The 18,875-nt window shown below is 70.5% G+C and carries 15 protein-coding genes and 1 tRNA gene; 13 read left to right on the top strand and 3 right to left on the bottom strand.

All coding sequences use genetic code 11. From position 1 onward, the window contains the following. The first annotated feature begins 160 nt into the window (after nucleotides 1-160). Together ACFWHU_RS29310 and ACFWHU_RS29305 are read left to right on the top strand one after the other, a co-directional pair. On the top strand, nucleotides 161-1,753 hold the full coding sequence (locus ACFWHU_RS29310) for a von Willebrand factor type A domain-containing protein (protein ID WP_387228459.1): 1,593 nt from the start codon (nucleotides 161-163) through the stop codon (nucleotides 1,751-1,753). A gap of 156 nt (nucleotides 1,754-1,909) precedes the next feature. Next, nucleotides 1,910-2,383: a DUF1772 domain-containing protein gene (locus ACFWHU_RS29305; protein WP_385797593.1), complete on the top strand. Its 474-nt coding sequence runs from the start codon at nucleotides 1,910-1,912 to the stop codon at nucleotides 2,381-2,383. On the opposite strand, the gene ACFWHU_RS29300 is transcribed toward ACFWHU_RS29305, so the two are convergent. After that, nucleotides 2,364-3,200: a class I SAM-dependent methyltransferase family protein gene (locus ACFWHU_RS29300; RefSeq protein WP_387228457.1), complete on the bottom strand. Its 837-nt coding sequence runs from the start codon at nucleotides 3,198-3,200 to the stop codon at nucleotides 2,364-2,366. The two genes, ACFWHU_RS29305 and ACFWHU_RS29300, sit on opposite strands and share 20 nt — an antisense overlap. Before the next feature lie 144 nt (nucleotides 3,201-3,344). Between ACFWHU_RS29300 and ACFWHU_RS29295 the strand changes: the two genes are divergently transcribed. The 5 genes from ACFWHU_RS29295 (at nucleotide 3,345) to ACFWHU_RS29275 (ending at nucleotide 8,977) form a co-directional block, all read left to right on the top strand. After that, complete coding sequence (locus tag ACFWHU_RS29295) at nucleotides 3,345-4,631, top strand: damage-control phosphatase ARMT1 family protein (RefSeq protein ID WP_387228455.1); 1,287 nt, start codon at nucleotides 3,345-3,347, stop codon at nucleotides 4,629-4,631. Nucleotides 4,632-4,684: 53 nt separating this feature from the next. Then, entirely contained in the window at nucleotides 4,685-6,007 is a 1,323-nt protein-coding gene (locus ACFWHU_RS29290) for a DUF4032 domain-containing protein (protein WP_387228453.1), read from the top strand. Continuing rightward, on the top strand, nucleotides 6,004-6,507 hold the full coding sequence (locus tag ACFWHU_RS29285) for a GNAT family N-acetyltransferase (protein WP_387228451.1): 504 nt from the start codon (nucleotides 6,004-6,006) through the stop codon (nucleotides 6,505-6,507). The genes ACFWHU_RS29290 and ACFWHU_RS29285 overlap by 4 nt, the downstream gene beginning before the upstream one ends. 166 nt (nucleotides 6,508-6,673) lie before the next feature. Continuing rightward, complete coding sequence (locus ACFWHU_RS29280) at nucleotides 6,674-8,344, top strand: MFS transporter (protein ID WP_387228449.1); 1,671 nt, start codon at nucleotides 6,674-6,676, stop codon at nucleotides 8,342-8,344. A gap of 105 nt (nucleotides 8,345-8,449) precedes the next feature. Beyond that, complete coding sequence (locus ACFWHU_RS29275) at nucleotides 8,450-8,977, top strand: DUF6630 family protein (RefSeq protein ID WP_387228447.1); 528 nt, start codon at nucleotides 8,450-8,452, stop codon at nucleotides 8,975-8,977. 34 nt (nucleotides 8,978-9,011) lie between these two features. On the opposite strand, the gene ACFWHU_RS29270 is transcribed toward ACFWHU_RS29275, so the two are convergent. After that, nucleotides 9,012-10,208: a monodechloroaminopyrrolnitrin synthase PrnB family protein gene (locus tag ACFWHU_RS29270; RefSeq protein ID WP_387228445.1), complete on the bottom strand. Its 1,197-nt coding sequence runs from the start codon at nucleotides 10,206-10,208 to the stop codon at nucleotides 9,012-9,014. A gap of 338 nt (nucleotides 10,209-10,546) precedes the next feature. Here ACFWHU_RS29270 and ACFWHU_RS29265 point away from each other — a divergent pair, with 338 nt between their 5' ends. From ACFWHU_RS29265 to ACFWHU_RS29255, 3 genes are all read left to right on the top strand, one after another. Beyond that, nucleotides 10,547-11,329 (top strand): hypothetical protein, encoded by a 783-nt coding sequence (locus ACFWHU_RS29265; protein ID WP_387228443.1) that lies wholly within the window; start codon nucleotides 10,547-10,549, stop codon nucleotides 11,327-11,329. Between the two features lie 216 nt (nucleotides 11,330-11,545). Then, on the top strand, nucleotides 11,546-12,334 hold the full coding sequence (locus ACFWHU_RS29260; protein WP_387228571.1) for an APH(3'') family aminoglycoside O-phosphotransferase: 789 nt from the start codon (nucleotides 11,546-11,548) through the stop codon (nucleotides 12,332-12,334). Nucleotides 12,335-12,636: 302 nt separating this feature from the next. After that, nucleotides 12,637-13,899: an MFS transporter gene (locus ACFWHU_RS29255; RefSeq protein WP_387228568.1), complete on the top strand. Its 1,263-nt coding sequence runs from the start codon at nucleotides 12,637-12,639 to the stop codon at nucleotides 13,897-13,899. 159 nt (nucleotides 13,900-14,058) lie between these two features. Here the strand turns inward: ACFWHU_RS29255 and ACFWHU_RS29250 are convergent. Then, nucleotides 14,059-14,131 (bottom strand) — tRNA-Arg (locus tag ACFWHU_RS29250). A 324-nt stretch (nucleotides 14,132-14,455) separates the two neighbouring features. Between ACFWHU_RS29250 and ACFWHU_RS29245 the strand changes: the two genes are divergently transcribed. The 3 genes from ACFWHU_RS29245 to ACFWHU_RS29235 all read left to right on the top strand — a co-directional run bounded on the left by ACFWHU_RS29245 (nucleotide 14,456) and on the right by ACFWHU_RS29235 (nucleotide 18,700). Further along, on the top strand, nucleotides 14,456-16,048 hold the full coding sequence (locus ACFWHU_RS29245) for a dynamin family protein (RefSeq protein ID WP_387228565.1): 1,593 nt from the start codon (nucleotides 14,456-14,458) through the stop codon (nucleotides 16,046-16,048). A gap of 23 nt (nucleotides 16,049-16,071) precedes the next feature. Then, the gene (locus tag ACFWHU_RS29240; RefSeq protein ID WP_387228563.1) at nucleotides 16,072-17,943 is read left to right on the top strand and encodes a GTPase; all 1,872 of its coding nucleotides are present in this window, start codon (nucleotides 16,072-16,074) and stop codon (nucleotides 17,941-17,943) included. 214 nt (nucleotides 17,944-18,157) lie between these two features. Continuing rightward, nucleotides 18,158-18,700 carry a single-stranded DNA-binding protein gene (locus ACFWHU_RS29235; RefSeq protein WP_387228440.1) on the top strand — a complete coding sequence of 181 codons (543 nt, stop codon included), beginning with the start codon at nucleotides 18,158-18,160 and terminating at the stop codon, nucleotides 18,698-18,700. The last annotated feature ends 175 nt before the right edge of the window (nucleotides 18,701-18,875 follow it).

Below are 18,875 nucleotides of genomic sequence, written 5' to 3'. Positions count from 1 at the left end.
CGTACGAGTTCGCGCGCAGGTCGCGTGAACAGCGGGACAGTGGTGAACAACTCCCCTGGCCCGTTGCCGCATTGAGATTCATCCGCAACCTCCTGTGCCGGTCCCCCCGGGCGACTCGGACGTCACATTCACAAGTGCTGACGAATCCAGGGGGACCGTGATGAAGCTCCACACAAGGACATGTCGAGGTGCGGTGGCCGCGTTGCTGGCGGGCGGCCTGCTGCTCACCGGCTGCTCCGCCGACAACCGGCAGGACGCGAGCAAGGCGGCCGACAGGCCGGCCGGTGGCGGTGCCCCCGGCAGCGGCTCGGGATCCACGGGGGGCTCGGGGGCGGCGGGGCCGGCCGACGGCGTCGAGCAGGGTGAAGGGCAGCGGGAAGGCGAACAGAAACAGGACGACAAGGGGCGGGACATCGCACCGGAACCGGACTACCTGTCGACCTTCGCACTGGACGTGGACACCGCCTCCTACGGATACGCGCTCCGCACCCTCGGTGAAGGGCGGCTGCCGGACCCCGGCACCGTACGGCCCGAGGAGTTCGTCAACAGCTTCCGCCAGGACTACGAACGGCCCGAGGGAGACGGCTTCTCCGTCACGGTGGACGGAGCGGCGGCGCCGGGCGCGGACGACGACTGGTCCCTCCTGCGCGTCGGGCTCGCCACCCGTCAGGCCGACCACGCGGGCCAACGCCCGCCTGCCGCGCTCACGTTCGTGATCGACACCTCGGGCTCCATGGCCGAGCCCGGCCGCCTCGACCTCGTCAAGGAATCACTCGGCATCCTTACGGACGAGCTGCGCGGCGACGACTCGATCGCCCTGGTCACCTTCAGCGCCGAGGCCGAGACCCGGCTGCCGATGACCCGCGTCGGCGACAGCCGCGCCCGGATCCACGACGTGATCGAGGAACTGGAACCCTCCGACTCGACCAATGTCGGGGCGGGCGTCGAGACGGGCTACGACGAAGCCGTCGACGGCCGCAGGAGCGGCGCGACCAACCGGGTCGTCCTGCTGTCGGACGCGCTGGCCAACACCGGCGAGACGGAGGCGGACGCGATCCTCGAACGCATCGAGGGCGCGCGTACCGAGCACGGCATCACCCTCTTCGGCGTCGGTGTCGGCAGCGACTACGGCGACGCCCTGATGGAACAACTGGCCGACAAGGGCGACGGACACACGACGTACGTCTCCGACAGGGAACAGGCCAGGAAGGTCTTCGTCGACCAGCTCCCCATGAACGTCGAACTGCGCGCCAGGGACGCCAAGGCGCAGGTGGCGTTCGACAGCGACACGGTCGAACGGTTCCGGCTGATCGGCTACGAGAACAGGGCCGTCGCCGACGAGGACTTCCGTGACGACCGGGTCGACGGCGGCGAGGTCGGGCCGGGGCACACCGTGACGGCCCTGTACGCCGTCAGGCTGCGGCCCGGCGCGAGCGGCGAGGTGGCGAGGGCGACGGTGCGCTGGCAGGACCCCGAGACCAAGGCGCCGCGCGAGCGGTCGGGCTCGGTCGGCGCGAGCGCCGTCGACTCGCGGCTCTGGGGCGACGCGAAGCCGCGGCTCCAGGTCACGGCTGTCGCCGCGTACTTCGCCGAGGCGCTGCGTGGTGGGTCCACGGTCGACGGCACCCTGCCCGGCGCTCCCGGTCTCGCTGAACTGGAGGAGCGGGCACGTACGTTGGCGGATTCCACGGAGGACGGATCGGTGAAGGAGCTGGCGGAGGCGATCGATCAGGCGAGCCGTCTCAGGGACTGAGGCGCGGTCGGCGCGAGGTGATCCGGGGCCGGTGTGTGGCCGTTCGCGGCCGGTCCCGCGGCACTTCACAGGCGGTGGGGCGGCGCGGCGGCGGGCTGTCGGCCCGTGGGCGAAACAGTGCTGCGCCGCCCCGCTCCACGGGCCATGATGTGCGGCATGGCCACTGTCCTGCTCGCGCTCGCTGTCATCTCCACCGGTCTGTACGCCGGCATGATGCTCATCTTCCTGACCGGGATCATGCCCGCGTTGGCCCGGCTCACGGACGGGGAGTTCGTGGTGGCCATGCGCCGGATGAACGAGGAGGTGCCGCGCGGGCTGTTCCTCTTCCTGTTCCTCGCCGAAGTGGCCTTCCCGGTCGCGGCGCTCGCCGTCCCCGTCGGCGGTCGCTCCGACGCCCAGTGGTGGCTGCTGCTGGCCGGCCTGATCTGCGTGGTGGTCAACCACCTCGTCACCGTCGCGGGCAACATCCCGCTCAACAACGCCCTCGCGTCGTCCGAGGCCGCGCCCGAGGCCAACCCCGACGGGGCGGTCCGCGCGGCCTTCGAGAGCCGCTGGAACCGCTTCCACGCCGTCCGCACGGTCTTCGCCGTCGCGGGGTTCGCGCTGATCGTCAGCGCCTCGCTGTCGTGACGGTGAACAGCCCCACGGATTCCCGCCGGCTCGCGACCTCGGTGAACCCGGCCCGAGCGGCCCACTGTTCGGCCAGTTCCACGGGACGGCACTCCATCTCCCACAGGACGCCCTCGCGGTTCGGCAGCACGTTCGCGATGAACTCCAACTGAGGGTGGTGGGTCTGTGTCGTGAAGACCAGCACTCCGCCGGGTGCGAGCACGCCGCGCAGCCGCGCGACGGACGCGGCGATGACGGCGTCGTCCAGCAGCAGTTCGTAGAGCCCCGACACGACGACGATGTCGGGCGCGGGGGAGGCGGGCGCCGGGTCGAGGGCGTCACCGTACGCGTACGAGATCCCCGTCAGCCCTCGCTCCGCCGCCTGACGCCCGCCCTGCGCGAGACCCGCGCGGTCCAGGTCGCGGCACTCGACATGCAGGGTGCCGGGCTCGTACTCCGCGAGCAGGTCCTGGAGATACCGTCCGGGCCCCGACGCCACGTCCAGTACGCGCACACCGCCCCCTGTGCCGGTATCGCTGCCGCCGCGCCGCGCGATCTCCTTACGGAGGACGTCCTTGAGTAGTTCGCGACGGGCGCGGATGGCGCGCCATCCGACCGCGTTCAGATACACGCGGTCGATGAGGTGTCCGACGACCGGGAAGCCGCCAGCCTTGTTGACGTACACGTAGTCCAGCATCGATCCGCTGTCGAATCCGTGCCGGTATCCGATCCGGATCCCGGCGCTCGCACGGCCGACGGTGCCGAGCAGGACGCGCATCGCCGCCCACCGAACGTTCTTCAGCCGCTTCGTCTTCGTCTTCGTCCTGGTCTTCGTCATGCGCATCAGCGTCGGCCCGGAGCGCGGGCCTCGGTATCCGCGCGGCTACTCGGACGGCGGGTGAGTAGTTCTGCGTACGTTCCAGCCGAAATCGTGGAGGTACGGTGCGACGGACACCGACCAGCGCCGGAGGACAGGAAAGCCATGCCTGAAGCGGATGACGCGCCCGTGATCGTGAGCAGCGAGCCCGGTTCGTTCGCGCGGAGCGTGCTGGCAGAGCGCCATCCCGCCCTCATCCAGCAGGTACGGGACGCCTTCCCGTGGCCCCCGGAACGGCACCGGGCGCTCGACGCGCTGCTCATCTCCTCCACAGAAGGCGTGATCGAACCGCTGGACCCGGACGCACACGACCGTGACCAGTGGGACGCGTGGGGCGGCGAGTACGTCGGCCGCTCGTGGTTCGACGTGCCGTTCCTCTGGTCCGAGAGCTACTTCTACCGCCGACTCCTCGGAGCGGTCGGCTACTTCGCTCCGGGACCGTGGCAGGGCATCGACCCGTTCGCGCCCTTCAAACGGGCCGAGCTGCGCGGCTCCCTCGTGGACGACGAACTCGCGGCGCTCGACGCGCTCGCCCGACGGCCGGCCGGGGAGCGGGCCACCGCCTACCTCCAGGGCTCGCTCTGGGGGAACCGCGCGGACCTCGGCTTCGCCGTCGGTGCACCGGACGGGGCGCGCGCCGCGGACAGGCCCGGCGGCTCCGACGCGGACGCCGACGAAGCCGTCAGGCGCCCGTCCGGTGCCTCCGCCGTCGAGGACGCGCTGCCCCTCGTCGCGGACGACAGCGACGCACTGTGGTCGCTGCTGCCGGCCGGCCGCCCGGCCGGCGCCGTGCGGACTGTCCACGTCATCGCCGACAACGCCGGCCGCGAGCTGATCCCCGACCTCGTCCTCATCGACCACCTCCTCACCACGGAGCGCGCGGACGAGGTGGTCCTGCACGTGAAGCCGTATCCGTACTACGTCTCCGACGCGACCACGGCCGACGTCGTCGACTGCGCGCGCCGGCTCGCCCAGGCGTCCGGAAGCGCGGGCGAGGCCGGAAAGCGACTCTGGGCCGCGATGGGCGACGGGCGGCTCGCCGTACGCGCGCACACCTTCTACTGCGCGCCGTTCCCCTACAGCGAGATGCCCGCCGACCTCCGGCGGGAGTTCGCGGGCGCCGCCCTCACGATCGTGAAGGGCGACCTCAACTACCGCCGTCTCGTCGGTGACCGGCTCTGGGCGCCCACCACGTCGTTCGCGGAGCGCACGGCGCACTTCCCGGGGCCGGTGGCAGCCTTGCGTACCCTGAAGTCCGATGTGATCGTCGGCCTCGACCCGCGCACCGTGGCGCGGCTCGAAGACGCGGGCGCGAGCGGGCGCGCGGGGGACGGCGCGAACCAGGCATGGCGTACGAGCGGGACGCACGCGCTCGTTCAGGTCAGGCCCTAGCCGAGCCGATTCGGCAGCACAGAACGAACAGACGAACGTCGGAGGCGGACGCCATGGCGCTCCAGATCAGCGCGACCAACCCGGAGCAGCCGGCCGTGCTCCTCGACCTGCCCTGGGGCATCCCGCTCGAGGAGTGGCCCGACGACTGTCTGGTGGCTCTCCCGCGCGGCATCTCGCGCCATGTGGTGCGTTTCGCCGACGCCGGGTCGGAGGTGCTGGCAGTCAAGGAGATAGCCGAGCGTCCGGCGGTGCGCGAGTTCGGGCTGCTCCGGGATCTGCACCGGCTGGGCATACCTGCCGTGGACCCGGTCGCCGTGGTGACGGGCCGGGTGGACGCGGACGGCAGGCCGCTGGAGTCCGCGCTGATCACACGGCACCTGAAGGGCTCCCTGCCGTACCGCTCGATGTTCGAGTCGACCATGCGCCCGAGCACCGTGAAGCGACTCATGGACGCGCTCGCCGTCCTCCTGGTGAGGCTGCATCTGACCGGCTTCGCGTGGGGCGACTGCTCGTTGTCCAACGCGCTGTTCAGGCGCGACGCCGGCGCCTACGCCGCGTATCTGGTGGACGCCGAGACGGGCCAGATCCAGCCGACGCTCAGCCGTGGCCAGCGCGACTACGACATAGAGCTGGCACGGGTGAACATCGCCGGGGAGCTGATGGACCTGGAAGCCTCCGGCTCGCTCCATCCGTCCGTCGACCCCGTGCCGTTCGGAGCGGCGATCGTACGGCGCTACGAGGACCTGTGGCACGAGCTGACGCGTGAGTCCGTCTACCCGGTCGACAAGCGCCACTACATCGACCGCCGGATCCGCAGGCTCAACGAACTGGGTTTCGACGTCGCGGAGATGCAGATGGAGCGCTCGCCGATGGGCGACACCGTCACCTTCCTCCCCAAGGTGGTCGACGCGGGCCACCACCAGCGCCAACTGCTGCGCCTGACGGGCCTGGACGCAGAGGAGAACCAGGCGCGCCGGCTGCTGAACGACCTGGAGAGCTGGATGGCCGGCCAGGACGACTACGCGCCGGGCGACCCCCTGGGAGCCCGTCCCGAGGTCCTGGCGCACCGCTGGGTGCGCGACGTGTTCCGGCCGACCGTAAGGGCCGTGCCGCTGGAGCTGCGCCGCAGGACGGACGCGGCGCAGATCTACCACGAGGTGCTGGAACACCGCTGGTACCTGTCCGAGAGCGCCGGGAACGATGTGGGGCTGGACGCGACCATCGAGGACTACGTCGCCAACATACTGCCGCGTACGCAGAACCCGTCCGCGCCGGATCCGTCCGCGTCGGACCCTCTTACAGAGGAGCCCGAGGAGCCGGCCGAGTCGGGGGCGTCGGGGCGCTCGCGCGACGTGACAGGACTCCACGAGGCATGAGCGATCTCGTGACGGAGCGCCTTCTGCTCCACCCGCTGAGCCCTCCGGAGGCCGTACGCCTGGTCGCGGGCGACCGGATAAGCGGCACCCACTGGGCGCCCGCCTACCCCGGCGAGGGCGATGTCTCGGGCGCCACGCGCTTCTTGACCACGTGCGCGGCCGTCGGCGACCCCCGGCCGTTCGGTACGTACGAGATCCGCGTCAAGGAGACCGGCCAGGCGGTCGGCGGGGTGGACTTCCACGGACCGCCGGACGACAGCGGCGCCGTGACCATCGGCTACGGCCTCGTCCCCGACGTACGGGGTCTGGGTTACGCCTCAGAGGCGCTGCGCGGCCTGCTGCTCTTCGCACGCTCCAGCGGTGTCACCTCGGTAAGAGGCGACACCGATCACGACAACACCGGATCCCAGCACGTCATGGCCGCGGCGGGTATGCGACTGATCGCGGACGACGGCCGGCTGAAGTTCTACGAGATCGCCTGGCCCGGTCGGCATAAGTGAACGGCCCCGCCGCGACGGGGGAAACGCGGCGGGACCTTGAGTGCGAATGCCCCATGCGCCGCCGATTACACATACGATTTCGTGCCGCGCGCCCCCGGTGATCATCTTCCTTTGTCATGCGTGCCGAATGCCCCTGATATGGCAAAACGGGGGAAAATTCCGATCCATGACTGAAAGAGGCGATTCCTCAAGCCCCGGCGCGCCCCTCGGTACGAAGGGCGCGCCGAATCAGACAGTGGCCCTCGCGGCCATGCTGTTCGCCGTATCGATGACGTTCATCGACCAGACGATCGTGGCCATCGCCGCACCGGACATCATCGACGAACTCGGGCTCTCGGCCTCCGGGATGCAGTGGGTGATCAACGCGTATCTGCTGACGCTGGCGGCGTTCTTCGCCTTCGGCGGGCGGCTGGCCGACATCGTGGGCCACCGCCGGATCATGGTCATCGGCACTCTCGTCTTCGTGATCTCCTCCGTCCTGTGCGGGTGCGTGCCACGCGGGGACTTCGCGCAGAGCTGGCTCATCACCTTCCGGGCCTTCCAGGGCCTCGGCGCCGCGCTGATGTTCCCCGCCGCGCTCGCCGTCGTCATCAACGTCTTCCCGGTCGAGCGGCGGGGCAGGGCCCTGGCGCTGTTCTTCGGGCTCTCCGGCGCCCTCACCGCCGTGGGCCCGCTCCTCGGCGGCTGGCTCACCGACTGGACCTGGCGGGCGATCTTCTGGATCAACGTCCCTGTCGCCGTGATCGCCCTTGTACTGACGGCCATGGCCCATGTCCCGAACGTCTCGCGCCGCGACCGGCTGGACGTGCCCGGCGCCGTGCTGGTGGCCGCAGGCATGGGACTGTGCGTGCTCGGCTTCCAGCAGGCGTCGACGTGGGGCTGGGGCAGTGCGGCCACCTGGGGGTGCATCGTCGGCGGGTTGCTCGTCCTGGTCGTCTTCTGCCTCTTCGAACTCCGCGTCCGGGATCCGCTCGTCAAGCTCCAGGTCTTCCGGGACCGGGCGTTCGCCGTGGACTGCGCCGTACTGTTCTTCGCCATGCTCGCGTTCGTCCCGGTGTTCTTCTTCGCCTCGGTCTACGCGCAGGTGTCGTTGAGCTCGTCGCCGAACCAGGCCGCGCTGTTCCTGCTGTACTTCTTCGTGGGCTTCGCCATCGCGTCGCAGTGGGGCGGACGCGTCCTGGACAAGCGGGGCGCCAGACCGGCGCTCAGGCTCGGCACCGCGATCGGGGCGGTCGGATTCGCCCTGTGGGCTGCCAAGTTGACGGACCTCTCGATGCACGACCAGTGGCCGTACGTGGCGTTGGCGGGAGCCGGTATCGGTCTGCTGCTCTCCCCGGCCTCGACGGACGCGGTCAACCGTGCGATCGGCGCCTCCTACGGAGAGGTCACCGGAATCACCCAGACCATCCGCTACTTCGCGGCGAGCGTGGGACTCGCGGTGTTCGGCACCGTACTGACGCACGTCACCGGTGACCGGGTCGCCGCGACCCTTCGTGCGAAGGGCCTGTCGGCGGGCGAGGCGCGGGACGCCGCCAAGAGCGTCGCGGAGGCCGTGTCCGGGCAGGCGGACACGCGACAGCCCTCCGGTGGAGGTGAAGTCGCGCGGATCATGCGCGATTCGATGGAGGCGATCCGGATGGACTTCGCGGAGGCCAACCAGTGGGTGTTCTACGGGATGGCCATCGCTCTCGTGCTGGCCTTCATCTGCTCGCTGTTCCACCCGGGGACGCGGGTGACGGGCGCGCCGGAGCCGACCGGCGCCCCCGGGTCGACGGGGCCGGGGGACTCGGGGGAGTCGAGGGAGCCGGGGCGGCCCGCCGGGCCCACCGGACCGTAGCGGCGGTCGCGGCCCGTTGTCGTACCCCTGTGGCAAGGTGTTTTCAGGTGCCGAACGACACGCACCTTTCCGCTTGTCGACCTTCGCCGCAGAAGGAGCACACCCATGTCCGGTCCCGGCCCCGCCGATGGCGGAGTCCTCACGTCCCTGACGGCCGTCGCGTCATTGCTGGCGCCCGACCAGCCGTCCGTCGCCGAGCAGGTGCGGCACGCCCACGAGGACCCCGAGGGCTACGTGCGTACGTACGCGAACCGGCTGGACAACCGCGGCATAGACGAGCCGTTTCCGGGGCTGGCGTGGATAGCCCTCGTGGACGCGCTCCACGAGCGGAAATTGCTCGCGGAGTTCGACTGGAAGGAGGGCGCGGACGAGATCCGGTTCGGCCTGAGGGGACTGGACTCGCGTCCGTCCGTCGATCCCTGGGCACTGTTCGAGGACGGCGAGACGCCGCTGACGACCCATGACTTCCTGGAGGTCTGCGGTCGGCACTACCGCGAGGTCGGCGCGGCCCTCGTGGTGCTCGACATCGAGTCGGACTGCTATCCGGTGGCGGGCCTGCGCGCGGGACGCGTCGACGAACTGGTGTCGCTCGCGAAGAGCGCGGGCTTCGCCGCGTGGCCCCTCGGCGTCTAGGCAGCATCGGGCCCTGGGACTGTGCGACCGGCCGCTACTTGGAGTTGGGGTCGGCGTCCAGTGCGTGTCGCAGTCGGTCCAGTGACCGGCGCGCGCCGCCGTCCGTCCCCGGTCGTCGGCGGGCGGTCCTGAGGTCGACCAGTCGCGCCAGGGTGTCCATGACCACGAGGAGCGGCGGCCCGCTCGTCGTGAGGTCGGAGGCTTCAGGTTCCTGGTCCTGCGGGGCGCGGGCGGCGGGCGCCTGGAGGAAGGGGACGACGAGCCGATGGTGGTGGAAGGCGGTCGCGGCGCCGTGCAGACGACAGACGGTGAGGAACAGCTCCGCGTTGTCCCGCAGTTGAGGCGTGAGCGGACCGCCCGACGTCTCACGGAGGAAGGCGTCGAGCAGCGGCTCGGCCGTGACGGTGGTCCGTAGCAGCGCCTGGTCCTCCGGCGGCATGTATGGGTACTTCTCCGTCAACAGCCCCTGGTAGAACGGGTCGTACGGCGAACAGAGACCGAGCAGGACGTCGATCGAGTTGATGGCGGCGAAGTCGCCCGCGTTCACACCCCGGTACTCCACGCCGCCGACGTGATGCGGTTTGAAGTACGGCCGTATGTTGAGGAAGAACCGGTCGACGTCGAGCGTCTTGCTCAGCGTCCTGCCCAAATCCAGTACGTCGTCCAGCCCCGACCGCGCCTCCCGCAGCAGATACGCCGTCAGCGGGCTGGAGACCCCGAGCGTCGGGACGCGCCGCAGCGCGGCGGCCGTGCGCTGGTACGCGAGCACCGACAGACCGTTGTAGAGGATGAAGGCGCGTTCGTCGGCGAGCGCGGTGAACGTACGGAAGGTGTCCCCGACCGCCCGGTTGTACAGGGCCTGATGGGCGAAGACGAACCGCGGCGCCACCCCGAGCGACGACGCCAGCAACTGCGCGAGCGGCCAGGCGGCGGCCTGCGGCCCGTCGATCTCATGACGGCGGCACGCCCCCAGATAGAGCCCCACCGAGCCCAGGAGTTCATACCGTTCGTCGTCATCCGTGGGAAGCGGGGACGGCGTCGAGTCACTTCGCGTTATCCGGGCGATCAGTTCGGCGCCCTCACCGGCGATCCTCCCTTTGGCCGTCTCAAGTTCCGGCCGGTCGTGCAGGATCTGCGTCCCGGCAGCGAAGTACGCCTCCTCCAGCCGCGTATTGAGAGCGACGAAGTCGTTCCTGATCCACCGGTCGAAGTCGTCAACGGCACTGCTCACGGCGCGGGTCCTCCAGAGGTCGGGCGTGGCGTGGGTCGGGCGTGGCGTCGGTCAGGCGCAGGCCGGGAAGGGTCGCCCGTCCCATCCGACCCCCTCGACCGGCCCGGTCACCAGGACCAATCGTGATCCGTTATACGGGTCCAAAGAGTGCTCGCCCCGCTCCGCAAGGCGTGTTCGAGGCCGGCGCGAGGGTCGCGGCCCACACTCCGTTAGGTCCATGAGTGGGCCCACGAGCCCTGTCTCTGGGCCCGGGGTCCGAACTAGCGTGCGCGGTGATCCGGGAGATTCGCAGGCATGAGCGAACAGTCCGGTGGCCCTTTCAGGAAGGGAAGTCGGGGATGCGCGGGTTCGACCAGCTGCTCGGCACTGATTTCGGCGATCGGCCCACGTCCGACGCGGACGAGGTCATCTACGCGGGACTCGACCATCCGGAGCGGCACCGGGCGCGGGTTCCCGGCCTCGTCGCGGTCCTGACCGACCCGGCGGCAGCTGACAGGGAACGCTTCCTGGCGTGCGCGGCCCTGACGACCTGGGGAGAGCCCGCCGGATACCGGGCGGTGGCCGACGCCGCCGAATCCGGCAAGCGCGCTCCCTGGTACGGCATCCTCGTCGACCGGAAATTCTCGGTGGACAGCACCTTCGCCCAACTCGCCGTGGCGCTGGGCGACAGCAGGGACATGGCGGAGGAGAAGGGGACGCTCGCGCAGCGGGAATCCGCCTTCCGCGCGCTGGTGCGAATCGCCGACACCGAGTATTTCGAGGACCAACTCGGCGATCTCATGGACGAGTCGACGGTCCGTGCACTGCTCGCCGACATCAGCGAGACGGTGTACAGGGGAGTCGGCTCCCTGACCGGGATCGTCGGCGTACGGCCCCATTTCGACCTCGCCACCCAGCTCGTCGATCTGGCGGGCGCGGTCGCTTCCGTCGACGGAGTCCTCGCCGCGAGGCTCGCCCTGGCGGTCCTTGAGGTCGAACCTTCACGGCGGGCGCTGATGCACGCCGTCACGGTTCTGCACAGCTCCTCGGCCGCGGAGGTCCGGCGACTGGGCTCGTACATGATCGCGGTCGGCGACGAGCGCGTACGCGGGATGGCGACGGACGCGCTGCGGACCGCCTGAGCCTGTTGAGGGACTTGAACCGGTAGCAGCCCCCCAAGGTCGACTCCGCCTCTCAGCCTTCGTAGGCCGTACCCGACCACGGGTACTGGATGACCGGGAGGCCGTTGCCCGTGGCCTGCCTCCGTTTTCGTGGTGGGTCTGGGGCACGGCGATCACGCGTTTAATGCCAGGTGCGATGCGGGCCGCTCTGGCTAGGGTGCTGTCGTGATCGATTCGATGTTCCGGGCACTGCTCGACGGCGGCACGTGGGAGCCCGTCATGGACGGCGAGTCCGGGGCCGGGGTCTTTCGTTCCGCAGACGGCTCGCGGTACGCGAAATGCGTCCCCGCCGACTCCGCGACCTCGCTGAAGGAAGAACGCGATCGCGTCGGCTGGCTCAGTGAGCGGGGCGTGCCAGGTCCACGCGTACTCGACTGGCGTGTCACCCCCGACGCGTCCTGCCTGGTGACGAGCACCGTCGCGGGAGTCCCCGCCGATCGTGTGCCCGCCGCGCGGCTCCGGGCGGCCTGGGAGTCGATCGCCGATGCCGTACGGCGCCTGCACGAACTGCCGGTGGGCCAGTGCCCGTTCACCCGCGACCTCTCGGGGATGTTCGCGACCGCACGTGATGTCGTCGCGCGAGGCGCGGTCAATCCCGAGTTCCTCCCTGAGGAGCAGCAGGGAACGCCCGCCGACGAGTTGCTCGCACGCCTCCTCCCGCAGCTCGAACAGCGCCTCGCCCAGGAGGCCGCCGAGGCCGTCGTCTGCCACGGGGACCTGTGCCTGCCCAACATCATCCTCGAACCGGAGACGATGAACGTGGCGGGTTTCATCGATCTCGGCCGGCTCGGAACGGCCGATCCGTACGCCGACATCGCTCTCCTGCTCGCCAACTCCCGGGACAGATGGGCAGATGAGGGACAGGCGAACTCCGCGGACGAGGCGTTCGCCGAGCGGTACGGCATCGTGCTCGACCGTGACCGGGAGAAGTTCTATCTCCATCTCGACCCGCTCACCTGGGGCTGAGGATGAACCGACCAGTGATCAGCCTTCAACCGGCCTGTTTTGCAAGGGGAGTTGAGATGCCCGGTTACCCGAGCGCGCGTTGACGTCGTAGGTCACGACCGACCTGTCATCGCGTGCTGCCCTTTGAGCTGCGGCACAGCGAGCCTTTTCCCGCCCCATTTCGGCGGATTTCGTTTTCGGCAATTCAAGGGGTCCTTGTGCCGTCCGTGCCAGCTGTGCCGTCACCCGAATCTTCTTCATCACCCAATTCTTCTTCGTGTCCCGAGTCTTCCGCGTCTTCCCCATCACCCACTCCGCCGAGCCTGTGGCGGGACCGCGACTTCCGACGACTCTGGGCGGGCCAGACCGCGTCCCAGTTCGGGGCGCAGGCCGGCCAGGTGACACTGCCGCTCCTCGCCGTGGTGGCGCTCAACGCGGACTCGACTCAACTCGGCGCACTCCGCGCGGTCCAGCAGATACCGATCCTCCTGTTCTCCCTCTTCGTGGGCGTGTGGGTGGACCGTTGGCGATCCCGCAACGTGATGGTGCTGGCGGACTTCGGCCGGGCGGCGGCACTGGCCGCGATCCCGATCGCCTTCCTGTTCGGGGTACTCGGGATTCCGGTGCTGCTCGTTCTCGCTTTCCTCGTGGGCGTACTCACCGTGTTCTTCGACGTGGCCTACCAGGCCGCCCTCGTACGGCTGGTGAAACGCGACCAGTTGGTGCAGGGCAACAGCGCGCTGGAGGGCAGCAGATCCGCGGCGCAGGTCGGGGGACCCGCACTCGGTGGTGCGCTCGTGTCGCTCCTCACGGCGCCGATCGCCGTCGTCGCGGGCGCGTTCTTCTTCGGCGTGTCCTGCCTGTCGATCCGGCGAATCCGGCACCGCGAGCCGGTCCCCCGCACCGTCGAGCGCCCCGCCCGGATGGGACGGCAGATTGTGGAAGGTCTCCGCCTGGTCGCCGAGGATCCGTCGTTGCGGGCCGTGGGTCTCGCCTCGGCCCTCTTCCATTTCTTCTTCGCGGCCCTGATGACCGTCTATCTGATCTTCCTACCGCGCACGCTGGAGCTGTCGGGTACGGCCGTGGGGCTGGTGCTCGCGGCCATGGGCCCGGGAGCGCTCGTGGGTTCCGTACTGGCGGCGCGGCTGCCGAGGCGGTTCGGCCACGGCGTGGTGCTGGTGGCCTCGGCGGTACTCGCCGACGGCGTGATGCTGTGCGTACCCGCCATGCGCGGCTCGACCGCTCTCACGGTCGCCTCCCTCATGGCGGTCAACTTCCTGTTCGGCGTGTTCAGTCAGCTGGTCGACGTCACGGTGATGGCCGTCCGCCAGTCGATCACGCCGTTGCCGATACAGGGCCGAGTGGTCGCGACGATCAATTTCGTCGGCATGGGACTGACCCCGCTCGGCTCACTGCTCGGCGGTTTTCTGGCCGACCGGTGGGATCCGCGAACCAGTCTGCTGCTCACAGCGGTCGGCATGGTGCTCTCCCCGCTGTTCATGGCGTTCTCCCCGCTCGCCCGCCTGGGGAAGGAGCTGCCGGCACCTGGCGGGGCGATTCCGCGCGGGCGGTCGGGGGCCACGTAGGGCCGGCGGCGCCTGGCGGGACGGCCTGCCGTCCGGCGAGGGCGGGGCGGGGTGTCCGTCTTCCCCCTGGGGGGTGCGGCACGGGAGGCGTGGGTGGCATGCGCGTACTCGAACCCGAACTCCCGCTTCACCGCGGCGGGTTCGGCGTGATGCCTGTTGCGCCCCCGGCAGGACTCGAACCTGCGGCCAAGCGCTTAGAAGGCGCCTGCTCTATCCACTGAGCTACGGGGGCCGGAACGTGGTCCCGGGGCCCGGAGTGCCGGTGGGCAGTCCGTGCGGTCCGTGACCTGTGCCGGGACAAGGATAGGGCTCCGCTCACCCTGACCCGGTTGCTTCACCTGCGTGGCACGATGTGGAGGTTCGGTGAAGCGAACCGATAATCGCAGGCAGGTGCGATTCGTGCAGTGCTTTTCGCGCCTCAAGCTGCGGGTGTTGTGCACTCGTTATGCCTGTGCCCCACTCGTCCCGTCTGTCCCCCGCACCTGACCGGCGCGCAGGAGATGCCTATACGCTTCAAAAAGCCGCCAAAGTTGGGCATTCTTCGCATGTGGTGACCTTGGACGTACGGCCTCAGCTGATCGACGCACTTTCCGCGCTGCGCGACCGTGTCGCCGCCGTGCGTCTTCCACTCCCTCTCGCCGGGACTCCGCGTGCCCGGCAGACCAGGGAGGAACTGCTCGCGCAGCTCGACGACTATCTGGTGCCACGGCTCCGGGACCCCGAAGCGCCGCTGCTCGCCGTGGTGGGCGGATCCACCGGGGCCGGGAAGTCGACGCTCGTCAACTCCCTTGTGGGGCGGCGGGTCAGCGAGGCGGGCGTGCTGCGGCCCACGACACGTACGCCGGTACTGGTGTGCCACCCCGACGACTGCCACTGGTTCGACGGCGTACGGGTCCTGCCGCAGCTGACCCGCGTCTGGCTGACCCAGCAGGAGGAGGACGGCGGCGCCGGGGCCTGGCGCAAGGACGACGAGCACGCGCTGCGCATCGACACCGCCGTGGGGCTGCCCCGCGGCCTCGCGCTGCTGGACGCGCCCGACATCGACTCGCTCGTCGTACGGAACCGGGTCCTCGCCGCCGAGTTGATCTGCGCGGCCGACGTGTGGGTGATGGTCACCACCGCGTCCCGGTACGCCGACGCGGTGCCCTGGCATCTGCTCCGTACGGCGAAGGAGTACGACGCCTCGCTCGTGACAGTCCTCGACCGGGTGCCCCATCAGATGATTGACGAGGTGTCACGTCAGTACGCGGCGCTGCTCACCAAGGCCGGCCTGGGCGACGTACCGCGCTTCACCATCCCCGAACTGCCCGAGTCGGCGGGCGGCGGCAGCGGGCTGCTCCCCACCACCGCCGTCGCGCCCCTGCTCGCTTGGCTGGCGCACCGGGTGCGGGATCCGGCGGCGCGCCAGCAGGCCGTCGTGCGTACGGCCGCCGGTGTCATCGGGTCGCTCAACGTCCGGATGCCGGAGCTCGCGGGCGCCGTGGCTGCGCAGTACGCCGCCGCCGTACGCCTTACGGGCGCCGTCGAGGAGGCGTACGCCTCCGAGCGGGAGCGGGTACGCGGGCGGCTCAAGGCAGGGGCCGTGCTCGCCGGGGACGCGCGGACCCGCTGGCGCGGCTATCCGAGGGACAGCTCCGCCCGGGAACTGCTCGATTCGCTGGTCGAGAGCCTGGCCTCGCTGCTCCAGTGCGCCGTCGCCGCCGCCGACGAGCAGGTCATCGAGGCGTGGCGGCGCGAGCCGGCCTCGGCGGCGGTCCTCGCACCGGGGCCGGACGGTGAGGTGTCCGAGCGGATCGGGATGGCCGTACGGCGCTGGCGGCGGGTCATCGAGGAGCTGGCCGAGGACGAGGTACGGCTCCTCGAACGCTCCTCCGCGCCCGACGCGGAGACGGTCGCCGCGCTCCTGGCCGCCTCGCTTCTCGGCGGGCACCGCACACGGGTCGCGGGCGAGCGGCTGGCCGAGCGGGTCGGGGCGCAGGGCGCGCTGCGGCTGCGCGACAAGGGCGGTGACCTGGTGGCGACATACATCGACGACGTACTGCACGGAGAGCGGGACCGGCGACTGGCTCCCCTCGACGCGCTCGAAGTGGCGCCGGAGCCGCAGGCGGAACTCATCGCCGCGCTTTCCGTACTCCAGAAGGAGATGTGACCGAGATGGCGGACGCGACGGACGTGAGCACGTTGACGGACGGGCCCGGCGAGACGGGGGCCGGAAAGGCCGGGGGCGGTTCTGGTGTTGCCAGTGGTGCTGGTGGTGCTGGTGCGGCAGAAGTGACAGGTGCGAACGGCGGTGGGAACGGCGGCGCGGACGGGCCCGGTCGGCGCTGGAACGACGGACTGATCGCCCGTCACGCGGCCGGGCACAACGGCGCGGGCGGCGTGGCCGTCACCGTCGGTGTGGAGGGGATCGACGGCGACGGCGGTACGGCGGCCCGGTCCGACGCGCACCAGCCCATCGGAAGTGCCTACGAAGGGCCGTTGCGGGCACGGCTCGACGCCCTGCGCGAACTCGTGGGCCTCTCACGGACCCGTATCGAGGGGACCGTGCTCGCCGAGGCCGGACGCGTGCTCGACGAGGCGTCCACGCGGCAGCGGCTCTCGTCCCGGCACACGGTCGTCGCCATCGCCGGTGCCACCGGCAGTGGCAAGTCGACGCTGTTCAACGCGCTCGCCGGAGTACCGATCTCCGAGACGGGGCTGCGCAGGCCCACCACGTCCGCGCCCATCGCCTGTGTCTGGTCCGAAGGCGCCGCCGGGCTGCTCGACCGGCTCGCCATCCCCGGGAGGCTGCGTCGCAAGCCGCTCGCGGGCGGCGACGGGGACAAGGAACTGGAGGGTCTCGTCCTCATCGACCTGCCCGACCACGACTCCGCCGTCGTGGCGCACCGGGACCAGGTCGACCGAGTACTGGCCCTGGTCGACGCCGTCATCTGGGTGGTCGACCCCGAGAAGTACGCCGACGCCGCGCTCCACGAGCGCTATCTGCGACCGCTCGCCGGCCACGCGGAGATCACCTTCGTCGTGCTGAACCAGATCGACCGGCTGCCCGGAGACGCCGCCGACCAGGTCCTGGACGATCTGCGCAGACTGCTCGACGAGGACGGTATGGCGCTCGGCGAACACGGCGAGCCGGGGGCCACCGTGCTGCCGATCTCCGCGCTCACCGGCCGGGGAGTGGGCGAACTGCGCGGGGAGGTCGGCCGTTTCGTCCAGGAGCGCAACGCCGCCGCGAGGCGGCTGTCGGCCGATGTGGACGCGGCGGCCGCGCGGCTGCGCTCGGTGTACGTCGCCGACGGGCGCACGGGCCTCGGCGAACGCTCCCGTGAGGAGTTCGCCGAACGGCTCGCGGGCGCGGTGGGCGCGGTGGCCACCGGCGAGGCGGCCGAACGCGAGTGGCTCAGGAACGCGGGACGCGCGTGCGGGACGCCCTGGCTGCGGCTGTGGCGCTGGTACGAACGCACCCGGACGCCCGGCGGTGGCGTGCCGCGCGCCGCGGTGATCGTGGAGGAGGAACTCACCGCCAGACAACGGGTCGAACAGGCCGTCCGTACGGTCGCGGACGACGCGGCGGCCGGGCTGCCCCGGCCGTGGGCGCAGGCGGTGCGCGAGGCGGCGGTGCGGGGTGCCGTCGGGCTGCCGGAGGCCCTGGACGAGCTGGCGGTGACGGCGGGGCCGCCGAGCGGCCGGCCTTCGCGCCCCGCCTGGTGGCCGGCGGCGGTGCTCGCGCAGGCGGCCATGACGCTGCTCCAGATCTACGGCGCGCTGTGGCTGGTCGGCCAGATCATCGGGGTGCTCGATCCCGGCATCATCCCGCCCGTGCTGGTGATGCTGGGCGGGATCATCGGCGGGCCGCTGGTCGAGTGGGCGTGCGCGGCGGCGGCGCGCGGACCGGCGAGACGGTACGGGCAGGAGGCGGAGCGGCAACTGCGCGAGGCGGCGGCGGGCTGTGGGCGGGCCAAGGTGCTCGATCCGATCGCGGCGGAGCTGATGCGGTACCGGGAGGTGCGGGAGCAGTTCTCGACGGTGTCGGGGCTGACGAGGTAGGAGCGCCCTGTGTGCTCGTACGTGGCGGGTGTGCCGGGTGCTCAGCTGCTTTTGGCGCGCCGGGGGTTTCCGGCGGTTGGGCGCGGGTGGCCACGAAAAGGTGACGGAGTTTTCCACAACTGGCGAGTAATCCACAGGCGTCGGCGGAGATTTCGCTTCCGGGCCAGCATGAAGTGGTCGGTGAGCGCCGGCGCCGGAGAAGCAGGGGGCTGTCATGAACGACACCGTGGTGACGCTGGTGGGAAATGCCGCGACGGGGGTGGAGTACCGGGAAACGACGAACGGCGGGGTGGCGCGGTTCAGGTTCGCGGTGACTCCGCGCCGCTGGGACCGCCGCAATTCGGTCTGGACCGACGGCGGTACGAGCTTCTACACCGTCTGCGCGTGGCGGAATCTCGGGGCGAATCTCACCGCGTCGGTCAACGTCGGAGACCCGCTGGTCGTGCACGGCAGGCTGCGCGTGAGGGAGGAGGCGAAGGACGGGCAGCGGCGGACGTTCGTGGACATCGACGCGGTGTCGATCGGTCACGATCTGACCTGGGGGACCTCGGCGTTCAAGCGGGTGGCGCGGGCGAATCCGGCGCTGACGGAGCGTCCGGCGGACGCGTCGGCCGCGACGTCTGCCGCTATGTCCGGCGGGACGTCTGCCGAGCCGGCGGCGGCCCGCAAACCCGTGCATACGCAACCGTGGTTGTCCGAACAGGACGAGTCGTCCGCGCCGGCCGGGGAGGTCCCGGCGCCGACCGGGGCGCTCTGACAGGGGAGTTGTGGAGATATGTCGATAGTCGAACGAACCCGAAGGTGTGAGCGATAACGATTCCGATTCGGAACGGTTATCGGAACGTACGAACGGGCATCGGCGGTCCCCGTGATCCATAGGATTCCCGAGTACTCATGGGGCACTTGAGTCTGCTGGCGAGGCAATCCCCCCA

It is taken from the genome of Streptomyces sp. NPDC060366 (assembly GCF_042725135.1).
Taxonomy (GTDB): domain Bacteria; phylum Actinomycetota; class Actinomycetes; order Streptomycetales; family Streptomycetaceae; genus Streptomyces.
Note: the sequence above shows the minus strand (reverse complement) of the source record. Positions and strands in the feature narration are given on the sequence as shown.